Below are 11,246 nucleotides of genomic sequence, written 5' to 3'. Positions count from 1 at the left end.
CGGGGGTCATGATACGACGGTCGGATGAATGTCCCCGAACGGCTGCCCTGCGTGATGCATACCCCCGATGAGTCGGCGGGGCCGGACTGACATGGGCCCCGCCTGAGCACGCGGGATCATCCATGACCTCCCGCGCGCATCACGCAGCGGGTTGCAACCCGTCACGAGCAGTGGCGCTAGAACTCCCACCTGACGCTGCCCATGATGCGGCGGCCGATGTAGTCGCCCCTGGTGAACTGCTGGTGCTTGCGGTTGGCGAGGTTGAAGAAGGAGATGCCCGCCTCCGCGTTGTCCCCGATCTTCTTGCCGACGTAGCCGTTGACGAGAACGTAGGGGCCGGCGCTTTGATCCCGCACGACGACCTTGTCGCGGTAGCTGAGGAGCAGGCTGCCGTTGAGGCCGCGGTCGGGGTCTGACAGCGTGAAGCCGAGATTCGCCTTGTGGCGCGGGGCGTGCTTGACCAGGCTATCGTGCCGATCCTCGATCGCGCCCACGCCCTCGACCGAGAGGTAGGTGTAGTTGGCGAAGCCGGACAGCACGGGGGACAGCGCGCGGCGGACTTCGACCTCCGCCCCGCGCGCGCGTGCGGCGCCCAGGTTCGCGAACTGCTGTTGGCGTGGGACGTCGAGGATGACGTCATAGAGGATGAAATCTTGGAGTTCATTGTAGAAGACGCACAGGTCGGCGCTGGTCCTGGGGGAGAGTTCGGCTCGGTACTCGAGATCGTAGGCGGTGATGCCTTCGTAGTCCAGACCAGTGTTGCCCCACACGCCGGTGGGCGGCAGCGGGGGCGGTAGAGGAATGGATATCTCGAGGTATGATTCGAGGAAAGTAGGGCTGCGGAACGCGTTGGCGGCGGACAGGCGCAGCGTTTGGCGCGGCGTCGGAGAGTACATGGCCGTGGCTCTGCCCGAGACGCGGCCGCCGGCGAGCGGGTGGCGATCGTAGCGCGCGCTGAGCACGAGCTTCGTGCGCTCCGAGGCCTGGTAGGCATCCTCGACGTAGGCGGCCCATAGATGCTGGCGATGTGCGTCATCGAGCAGGCGGAAGTTGGCCTGGCCGACTGCCTTCCTGCGATAGCTCGCGCCGTACACGACGGCGTGCTTGTCGAGGGTCTGAGACTTGAGCGCCTCGAGGTTGTAGAGGTCGGTGTACACCGTCGCCGTGGGCAACTCGTACTCGGAGTAGTCAATGCGCGTACCGTTCCAGTACGCGCGCACGCTGAGATCGTCCTTGCTGTAATCGAGGGAGACGTATTTGACGTCTTCCTCCCACAGCCGCTGCGTTGCAGAGTAGTCAATGAAGATCAGAGCGCCGCTCTCGCTCTCGCCCGCGTGCAGCGTCCAATTGCTGCCGTCGCGGCGATCCCACTCCACGGCCAGATTCGCTTTGGTCGCTGCGCCCGCTTTTCTGTCGCCGATGAACCCCTCGCGCGCATCCGGGCGATACGCGGTCCACTGGCCGACCTCCTCGCGGGCTGCACTGAGCTTGTAGCGGATGCCGCGGTCGCCCAGTTCGCCGCCGTGGATGACGTTCGCACGGACCGTGCCCCGGGTGCCCCACGCAGCGGTGGCCGAAGTACCCTGCGACTGGGCAGCCGAGCGCGTGATGATGTTGATGACGCCGAGCGACGCATTGGCCCCCCACAGGGAAGACAGGGGCCCGCGGATGATCTCGATGCGCTCGATATCCTCGAGCACGACGGGCAGGCCGTGCCAGTTGACGCTGGCGTAGAGGTCGTTATACACCGTGCGCCCATCCACCAGCACGAGGGCTTTGTTCGACATCGGCTGGATGACGCCGCGGATGCTGACCTCCCAGTTCGCGCCGGTGCTCTGCATGACGTCCACGCCGGGCACCATGCGCAGCAGGTCGGGGATGCTGATCGCGCCCGAGCTGAGGATCTGCTGGCGCGTGATGACAGTGACGCTCGCCGGCGCTTCGGTGACGCGCTCCTCTATCCTGGAGGCGGTGACGACGATCGGGATCTCCTGGAACAGGAGCAACTCCGGCGCCGCCAATATGCTGGCCTCCAGAGACTCCTCGGTGTGAGTCGCGAGGCCCGCCGTCTCCGACGCTGGCAGTTCCTCAGCGCCGACGTGCACAGGAGCGAGCTGCCCTGCGGTAGTGACGATTACTGCGATGACGAGTGCAAACGACTGGAACGCACGCATCGAAAGTCTGCCTCCCACCAGGTTTCCCGGTCGCCGCACGTGGTCGCCACGGGCCGTGTGCCCGCTGGCTGAGCAGATAGCAGACGATCTACCCCCCATGCCGCTTGCCAGGAAGAGCGCGTTACGGGCCGCGTCGGGATGATATTCCACAATTTCGGCGGTAACTCACCATCATCGCGGGCACGCTACGCGCACGCCGTGGCTGTGTGGTGCTCGAGGGGCACCGTGGGACGCTCGATGCGCCTTGTATCAGCGGGGAGACGATGCTGGCAGGAACGGTGGGACGAATCACAGAAACCATACCCGCGACCCTCCCGGTGTAGCGCGGGTGGGCGAAGGGCAGGGTGACATGAGACGTCGAGCCGTGATCTGGATCATCGTCGCGTTCGTCGCATTGTGGATCATCGCGTCGGCCGCGCCCAACCTCTATCTGAATTGGCTGTGGTTCGGTGAGGTCAACTATCGCCAGATCTTCTGGGGCATCTTGGTCACCAAGATCAACCTCGGCCTGGTCTTCGGCCTCGCGTTCTTCGTGCTCGTCATGGCCAACGCGTGGCTGGCGCGCCGTCTCGCGCCGAGCGCCGCGTGGTACGAGGCGGAGAGCCGCTTCCGCCGTCAAGCGGCGGAGTTGTTCGAGCAGTACGTCAACCGCTATCTGCTGCTCGCGCTCGCCGCGTTCGTCGGCGTCGTCAGCTACGGCGTGGGCAGCGGCGCCGCGAGCCAGTGGCAGAAGTACCTCCTCTACCGCCACGCCACTCCGTTCGGCATCGCAGACCCGATCTTCAACCGCGACGTCAGTTTCTACGTCTTCAAGCTGCCCTTCATCGAGTACGTCTGGCAGTGGATCTACCTCACCCTCTTCGCGGTGCTGATCATCGCCGCGGCGGTGCATTACCTGGATAAGGCCATCCGCGTGCTGGGCGGCGTGCCGGCGTTCGCGCCGCACGTCAAGGGACACCTGTCCGTGATCCTCGGGCTCATCTTGCTCGCCAAGGCGGTCGCCTACCAACTGGACGCGTGGAACCTTCTGTACTCCGCGCGCGGAGTTGCCTTCGGCATCTCCTACACCGATCACCACGCCCAGCTCCCGGCCTTGTACATCCTGATGGTGATCGCGGTGCTGTGCTCCCTCGCCGTGCTGATCAATATTCACTTCCGGGGCCTGTGGCTGCCGATCGCCGGTATTGCTTTCCTGATCACGGCGTCGCTGCTGGTCAACGTGATGTACCCGGCGGCGATCCAGCGCTTCCAGGTGCAGCCCAACGAGTTCCTCAAAGAGCGACCGTACATCAAGCACAACATCGAGTTCACGCGCCACGCGTACCAGCTCGACAAGATTCGCGAGGTTGACATGCCCGAGCTCGGGCAGCTCACCGCCGCCGAGTTGGCGGCTACGCCGGGCGTCGTGCAGAACATCCGCCTGTGGGACTGGCGCCCGCTGCTGCAGACCTACAAGAAGCTTCAGGAGTTGCGACCGTACTATGAGTTCCTGGACGTGGATATTGACCGCTACGTCATGGCCGGGGACTACCGGCAGGTGATGCTGTCGCCGCGCGAACTATCGCTTGATCAGCTGCCGGAGAAAACCTGGCAGAACTCGCATCTGCTGTACACACATGGGTACGGCTTGGTCCTCTCCCCGGTGAACCGCGTTGACCAGGAGGGGCTGCCGATGATGCTGGTCAAGAATCTTCCGGCGGAGTCCTTGGTGCCCGAGATCGAAGTCACCCGCCCGCAGATCTACTTCGGCGAATCGGATATCAACTACAGCATCGTCAACGCCGCGGTCGAGGAAATTGACTACGCCACGTTCGACAAGACCGAGACTACCGCGTACGCCGGCGCGGCGGGCATCAGATTGTCCAACGGCCTGGTGCGCACTGCCGCCGCCCTGCGCTTCGGCGAGGTCAACATTCTTGTCTCCGGCAACGTCACGGCCAAGAGCAAGATCATCATCAATCGCGACATCAAGACCCGGACGCGCTTGATTGCGCCCTTCCTCGAATACGATAACGACCCCTACCTGGTGATCGGCGACGACGGCCACCTGTACTGGATCCACGACGCATACACCAGAAGCGGCCGCTATCCCTATTCCGAGCCCGCGCCGGGCCCGGTCAACGTCAACTACGTGCGCAACGCCGTCAAGGTCGTCACCGACGCCTACGACGGCACGGTCAACTTCTATATCGCCGATACCGAGGACCCGATCGTCCGCACCTGGGCGGCCGCCTTCCCTGGAGCGTTTCGACCACTGGAGCAAATGCCGCAGGGGCTGCAGGCTCATCTGCGCTGGCCCGAGGGGCTATTCATGCTCCAGAGCACGATGTACCAGATCTACCATATGACGGATTCGCAGATCTTCTACACCAAGGAAGACAAGTGGGACATTGCCCGCGAGTCCGCGCAGAAGGGATTGCAGAGCCGGTCTGGCGAGCAGGCCTCCCTCATGCCGCCCTACTATGTGGTCACGCTCTTGCCTGACGAGCAGGAGACCGAGTTGATCCTGATGCGCCCGTACACGCCCGCGGGGAAGCCCAACATGATCGCCTGGCTGTGCGCTCGTTCAGACCCGGAAAACTACGGCGAGATCCTTGTCTACCGCTTCCCGCGCCATGAGACGGTGTTCGGTCCGATGATGGTCGAGGCCCGCATCGAGCAGGACACCGATATCAGCGCCGCCCTCACTTTGTGGCGGAGCAAAGGCTCCGATGTGATCCGCGGCAATCTGTTGGTCATCCCCGTCGGCAAAGCGCTCCTCTACGTTGAGCCCCTCTTCATGCGCGCGCAGGAGAGCGAGATCCCGGAGTTGAAGCGGGTCATCGTCGCCGTCGGCCAGGTGGGCGGCAACGCCACCGTCGTCATGCGCGAGACCCTCGACGAAGCTCTCGAAGCCGCGCTCGGCGGCACAGCGATCGCGGCACCACAGGAGCAGCCGACGGGCGAAGCCGCGCCGGCAGAAGGCCCGCCGGCGGAGTCTGCGAGACAGCTCGTCGGCTCCGCGCTCGGCCATTACCGCAACGCGCAGGAGCGCCTGCGCGCCGGGGACTGGAGCGGTTACGGCGACGAACTGGCCGCCATGGAGCGTGACCTGAGGCAACTCGAGGAGCTGCAACGCTAGGCTGCTGCCACGTCGCTTCTGGGCAGCGCAGGAGGCGGTGGCATGGGCAAGGTGGCGGACGACGACGAAGCCCTGCGCGGCATCCTGACGTCGGCGACAACGATCGCCGTGGTCGGGCTCAGCCGCAGCGCCGACAAGGATTCCCACCGCGTCGCAAGCTACCTGATGGCGCAGGGCTATCGGATCATTCCGGTCAATCCCGGGGCCGAGGAGATCCTCGAGCAGCGCTGTTTCCCGGACCTCGCGGCGGTGAATCAGCCGGTTGACGTCGTGCAGATCTTCCGGCCGGCGCAGGATGTGCCGCCGATCGTCGAGCAGGCGATAGCGGCGGGCGCGCGGACGGTGTGGATGCAACTCGCCATTCGTCACGACGCGGCGGCTGCGCGAGCCGCCGCGGCATGTCTGACGGTCGTCCAGGATCGCTGTATGGCGGTCGAGCATCATCGGCTCATTGGCGGAGGCGGCGGAGAAGCAGCATGATCAAGGTGGTGTTCTTCGATCTCGGCGATACGCTGTGCGACTATCAAGCCGCCGCCGAGGCGGCGATAGACACCGCCTGCGATTACGCGGTGAGCCATGCCGAGAGCCTGAACGCAACCGGGCTCCACGAGGCCTACGTGCGCGAGGCCGGGCACATGGCGGAGGAAACTCGACGCTGGACTGCGAGCCGCTTCGCCACCGGCAGCGGCCTCGACGAGCAGGGCTATCGCCTGTGGGAGCGCGCGCTGGAGAAGTGCGGAGTCGCGAACCCCATCCTCAGCCATGCGGTCGCCTTGCATTATCAACTGTCGCGAATGAGAACGCTGCAGCTCTTTCCCGATGCTCGGCCCGCCCTGCAAGCCCTTCACGGGCGGGCACGAGTGGGGCTCGTCGCGGAGGGCAGCTCCGGCATAGTGAACGAGGAACTCGCCCTGCTTGGGATCCGCGAGCTGTTCTCGCTCACTGTCATTGAGGGCGAAGCGGGGTACGCCAAAGGCGACCCACAGCTGCTCGCGTTCGCCCTGCGCGAGGCGGAGTGCGAACCGGCGGAGGCCGCCTATGTCGGCGATTCCCTGGAACGCGATGTGGCACCGGCTCGCGAGGCCGGATTGGTGACGGTATGGGTCAACCGCAACGGCGAGGAAGCCGTGGGCGCCGACCTGCCGCCGCCCGACCATGTGGTCGACAGCCTCGAGCCCGTGCCCGACCTGCTGCTGAGCCAGACTTGACTTTCGATCTTGCCGATACGACCGGGCTGCCGGTCTCCTTTGACGCTGAGACCGGCGGCCTCATATTCGCTCCGCCCTTGCCGGCGCCGGAGCCGGCGACGCGTGCACCCGAACGACTCCGCGCGGTCTATCGGCATCCCCAAGCGCTTGACGAGTTCGAGGACAAGAGCCTCTACCTCATGTACGACGGCGTCGCGCTCCCCGAGCACGGGCGAGCCATCGCCGAGGCCGGGCTGCGCTACGACTTGACGGTCCTGCCCCACGCGATGATCGGAGACGAGCCGATCAAGACCCTGGGGCACTACCACACTGCCGCCTCGGACGGGTTGCCGTACCCCGAGCTGTACCAGGTGGTTCTTGGCTGCACGTATTTCGTGCTCCAGCTCGCCGGTGCCCCCGACTACCGCGTCGAGGATACGATGGTCGTCGAGGCGCGTGCGGGCGAGGTCGTCCTCATGCCGCCGGGTTGGGGGCACGTCAGCGTCAACGCGGGGGACGCGCCGCTGGTGATGTGCAACTGGATCGCCTCCGCCTGCGACACCGTGCCCGAGCCATACCTGGCGCGCGGCGGGGCCGCCTGGCACGTCGTGTGCGCGGTCCATGGCCTACAACTCGTGCCCAACCCGCGTTACGAGGCCCCAGGCGCCGTCACCCGGCAACGCGGCGCGCGCGGCATCCCGGGATTCATCGCGCCGGGGCCGATTTACGCCCTCGGCGTCGCCGACCTCGGCGCTTTGCGTCCGCTTGTCGAGCCGACGGCATACGATTGGGGCGCAGTGGGATTCTAGCGATCCCGCAGACCACGCCGCGAAAGGAACCCGCGCCCGCGAACGGAAGCTAGTACTCACCAGGCGGCGCGCCGCGATCACGGAGGGGAAAATTGAAGGTCATCACAGCCGGCGAAGGCGAGACATTCGATATCGAGCTGGAGGAGAACCTGCTCGCAAAGAACCGGGAGTTGGCAGACGCGAATCGAGGCCGCCTCGACGAGCGCGGCATTAAGGCGTTCGATGTCATGGGCGCGATCGGCTCCGGCAAGACGTCTCTCATCGGGGCGCTCATCGAGCACCTCACGAACCGCCGCGTCGGCGTCCTCGCCGGAGACCTAACGACGACGATTGACGCCGATCGGCTGGCGAAGCGGGGCGCCGTGTCCATCGTGCAGATCAACACCGGCAAGGAATGCCACCTTGACGCCAACGTCGTCGCCAAGGGGCTCGACGAGGTCCTGCAGCACGACGTGGATACCATCTTCATCGAGAACGTGGGCAACCTGATCTGCCCGGCTGAGTTCCCCCTCGGGTCTCACGCGCGCGTCGTGGTTGTGTCCGTGACGGAGGGACCGTACATGATGCGCAAGCACCCCTACATCTTCCGCGAGGCACGGGTCGCCGTTGTTAATAAGGTGGACCTGGCGCAGGTGGTGAACGCCGACCTCGATCAACTGCGGCAGGATGCGCTGGCGGCGAACCCGGACCTGGAGGTGGTGGGCACCGACTGTCTCGGCGGCGAGGGTATCCCGCAGGTCGCCGCGGCGCTCGGATTGTGAGCCGCGGGGGGACACGGCGAGAACGGCACGCTGCCCCGCGCGGCGTGACAAGCGCCGCCGCGTTGCGTGAATGAGGAAGCCATGCACGAGCTATCCCTGGCGATGCAGATCCAAGGCACGGTGCTGAAGGCAGCCGCCGAGCACGAGGTGCAGGATGTGGTCGAGGTTGACATCGAGATCGGCGAGCTGAGTCTCTTCAACCCGGACCAGGTGGAGTTCTGGCTGCGCCAGCTCTTCCGCGACACTGTGGCCGAGGGGGCGGACATCAGGGTGGCGACCATCCCCCCCAAGGTGAAGTGCGATCAGTGCGGGTACGAGGGGGCCATCGAGGTGCCCTCGGATCCCGGGTTTCATATCTTCATGCCGGCCCTGCGGTGCCCGCGCTGCGATGCCCCGGGTCTCGAGGTCGAGCGCGGCCGCGAAGTCACGATCAAGAACCTGCGCGTCCACAAGGCGCCGCCCGGAGGGGCTCATGCGTGATGGCGCGGGCGGGCCGGGAACGCCGCTGCGTGCGGCCTCGCCTGCGACCGGCTCCCTCGCCTCGGCGCGTTCCCGCGCCGTGTTTGCGCTTGCCCTCGTACTCATCAGCGGTCTCGCCGTCAGCACATTCGCCAAGGAGCAGCACGTGACCGGCCCGCGCATCACTGATGAGGAATTCATCACCGCCCTCGATTTCACCCGGCCCGAACTCGGCGCCGTCAAGCAGGCGGCCGACGCAGGCGATCTTGCCCGCGCCAGGTCGGAGTTCGTTCGTCATCTGAAGCAGCGCCGCGGACCCCGATGGCGCTTCGACTGGCGCGGCCGGCCGGACGTGCGCCTGCCCGCTGCCGGCGGGAGTGAGGGGTGGGACTACTTCGCCGCTTTTCTCGACGTCGATTGGCAGGGATGGAAGCTCGTGCGCTTCGAGAAGAGCGACTTCGCGGCGAGCCGGCAGCCCATCGGCTGGCATTGGATCCGCTCCGTGGCATTCAACGCGTCGGGGTGGGACCTGACCCCCGACCCCGAGATGGAGTTGTCCTTCGACGACATCCGTCTCGTCGGGCCGGAGGCGAGCGCGCTCATCTGCGACTTCGAGGACGAGCGCGCGGCGTGGTCCGGCCTACAACTGACCGACGAGATGGCGCGCTCCGGCGCTCATTCGGGCCGGTGGCGGTATCCGCACTTGGCGCGCCGCGTATCCACCTCCGCGGTGCCGCGGGACTGGAGCCGGTTTGACGCATTGGAATTCTGGGCCTACTCGCCAAGGCCGACCAACGCGCGCGTGATCCTCGTGCTCGACTCGGACCTGCCTGACACCTCCGCCGCCGACCGCATCCTGGAGCGCGAGCTGACGAGCGTCGGCGTCAGCCATCGGTTCGAGGGCGAAGTCGACTGGACGCTCAACCCCATCAACTATAACGAGTGGCCGTGGCAGCTCAACCGTCATCCGTTCTGGAGGACGCTGGGCCAAGCATACTGGGACACCGGCGACGAGCGCTACGCGCGCGAGTTCACCGCGCAGATGACGCACTGGGTGCGGTCGCAGCCGGTGCCGGTCGAGGGCTTCCGCAACCGCGAGGCCGCCTGGCGCACCATCGAGACCGGCATCCGGCTCGCCGGCAGTTGGATGGACTCCTTCCACTACTTCTTGTCATCCCCGTCGTTCACCGACGACGCCGTCGTCACCATGCTCAAGTCCGTCGTCGAGCAGGCCCGCCACCTGGTGGCTCACCCGACCTCCGGCAACTGGCTCGCCATGGAATGCAACGGGCTGTTCCACGTCGGGGTGATGTTTCCGGAGTTCACGGAAGCCGACTCCTGGCGCCGCACGGCCGTCGAGCGCGCGTATGCCGAACTCGATCGTCAGGTCTATCCGGACGGCGCGCAGATCGAGTTGAGCACCGGCTACCATCAGGTCACGCTGCGCAACTTCAAGGGGATGATTGATCTCGCGGGCCTCAGCGACACCGCGCTGCCCGCCGACTTCACCGCGAAGCTCGAGAAGATGTATCACTACAACGCCTACGCCGCGATGCCCAACGGCTGCCTGCCGGCGCTCAATGATGCGGGCGTGACCGACGTGCGCTACGCCCTGCTCGACGCACTGCGCTACTTCCCGCACCGACGCGATTTCGAGTACATCGCGACCGGCGGCGCCGGCGGCGAAGCGCCCGCGCACCTCTCGTATCGCTTCCCCTACGCGGGCCACCTCGTGATGCGCTCGGGGTGGGAGCCGGATGCACGCTACCTGCTGTTCGACGCCGGGCCGTTCGGCTACGGCCACCAGCACGAGGACAAGCTGACGTTCGTCCTCTATGCGCACGGTCGCCGCCACATCGTTGACGCCGGCAACTATCCCTATGATTCGTCGCAGTGGCGGCGCTACGTCCTCTCCACACGCGCTCACAACACAGTCATGGTTGACGGCCTCGAGCAGAACCGGCGCGGGGCGCCGAACCGATGGCACTACGTCGTGAGCGAACCCCTGCCGCAGCGCTGGGTGAGCGAGGACGACTTCGACTACGCTGCCGCGACCTACGACGAGGGATACGGGCCCGGGAAGACGACGCCCGCGTCCCACCGCCGCCACGTCTTCTTCGTCAAGCCCGACTACTGGCTCATCGTTGACGAGCTGCAATCACGTGACGAGAAACCGCATCGCTACGACGCCATCTTCCACGTCGACACGGACGAACTCCAGGTCGGCGATGCGCCCCTGCTGACGCTGACGCGTAACCAGGAAGGGCCCAATCTGGCCTTGTGGGCGGTGGGCAGCCGTGATGTTAGTCTCGATGTCGTCTCCGGCCAGGAGCAGCCGGAGGTGCAGGGCTGGATTCCGAGCGGCGGCTATGATGTGCGCCCCATCCCGACGCCGATATTGGGGACTGAGGGCGACGGCGCGGTGTGGGCGGCCTACCTCCTCTATCCACTGGCCGCGGGGCAGGAGCTGCCGGTGCAGAGGTTTGCGGCGCCGACGGCGAGCGGGCGGGGCGAGGCGTTCGCTGTCGAGGTGTCGTTCACTGACGGCAGGCGCGACGTTCTGCTGATCGGCCGCGAGGGCGCGTCCTCGGTCAAAGCGGCGGGCGTGGAGACCGCCGGGGACATCGGCTTCATCCGGCTGAATCCGGATCGCACGGTGCGGTCATCGCTTGCCCTGCGCGGCGATGACGTGCGCCGCGGCGAGCAGGCGCTGTACGGACCTCCGTAGCCGACCA

At 66.1% G+C, this 11,246-nt stretch carries 8 protein-coding genes; 7 read left to right on the top strand and 1 reads right to left on the bottom strand.

The annotated features are described in order from the left end of the window. Window positions 1–176: 176 nt before the first annotated feature. Entirely contained in the window at window positions 177–2,174 is a 1,998-nt protein-coding gene (locus tag JSV65_09200) for a TonB-dependent receptor (GenBank protein ID UCH36510.1), read from the bottom strand. Between the two features lie 349 nt (window positions 2,175–2,523). Between JSV65_09200 and JSV65_09195 the strand changes: the two genes are divergently transcribed. The 7 genes from JSV65_09195 to JSV65_09165 all read left to right on the top strand — a co-directional run bounded on the left by JSV65_09195 (window position 2,524) and on the right by JSV65_09165 (window position 11,239). After that, window positions 2,524–5,295, top strand: a complete 2,772-nt coding sequence (locus JSV65_09195; protein ID UCH36509.1) for a UPF0182 family protein — start codon at window positions 2,524–2,526, stop codon at window positions 5,293–5,295. 42 nt (window positions 5,296–5,337) lie between these two features. Next, window positions 5,338–5,775: a CoA-binding protein gene (locus tag JSV65_09190; GenBank protein ID UCH36508.1), complete on the top strand. Its 438-nt coding sequence runs from the start codon at window positions 5,338–5,340 to the stop codon at window positions 5,773–5,775. Next, complete coding sequence (locus JSV65_09185; GenBank protein UCH36507.1) at window positions 5,772–6,503, top strand: HAD family hydrolase; 732 nt, start codon at window positions 5,772–5,774, stop codon at window positions 6,501–6,503. The genes JSV65_09190 and JSV65_09185 overlap by 4 nt, the downstream gene beginning before the upstream one ends. Further along, a complete protein-coding gene (locus JSV65_09180) occupies window positions 6,500–7,291 on the top strand; it encodes a glucose-6-phosphate isomerase (GenBank protein ID UCH36506.1) in 792 nt (263 codons plus the stop codon). The genes JSV65_09185 and JSV65_09180 overlap by 4 nt, the downstream gene beginning before the upstream one ends. Window positions 7,292–7,392: 101 nt before the next feature. Beyond that, window positions 7,393–8,052 (top strand): hydrogenase nickel incorporation protein HypB, encoded by a 660-nt coding sequence (gene hypB / locus JSV65_09175; protein UCH36734.1) that lies wholly within the window; start codon window positions 7,393–7,395, stop codon window positions 8,050–8,052. Window positions 8,053–8,133: 81 nt separating this feature from the next. Continuing rightward, on the top strand, window positions 8,134–8,532 hold the full coding sequence (gene hypA, locus JSV65_09170; GenBank protein UCH36505.1) for a hydrogenase maturation nickel metallochaperone HypA: 399 nt from the start codon (window positions 8,134–8,136) through the stop codon (window positions 8,530–8,532). After that, the gene (locus tag JSV65_09165; GenBank protein UCH36504.1) at window positions 8,525–11,239 is read left to right on the top strand and encodes an alginate lyase family protein; all 2,715 of its coding nucleotides are present in this window, start codon (window positions 8,525–8,527) and stop codon (window positions 11,237–11,239) included. Before hypA ends, JSV65_09165 begins: the two co-directional genes overlap by 8 nt. Window positions 11,240–11,246: the final 7 nt, after the last annotated feature.

The sequence above is a fragment of the Armatimonadota bacterium genome, assembly GCA_020354555.1.
Lineage (GTDB): Bacteria > Armatimonadota > Hebobacteria.
The sequence above is the reverse complement of the archived record's forward strand: the minus strand, read 5'-3'. Positions and strand labels throughout refer to the sequence as shown.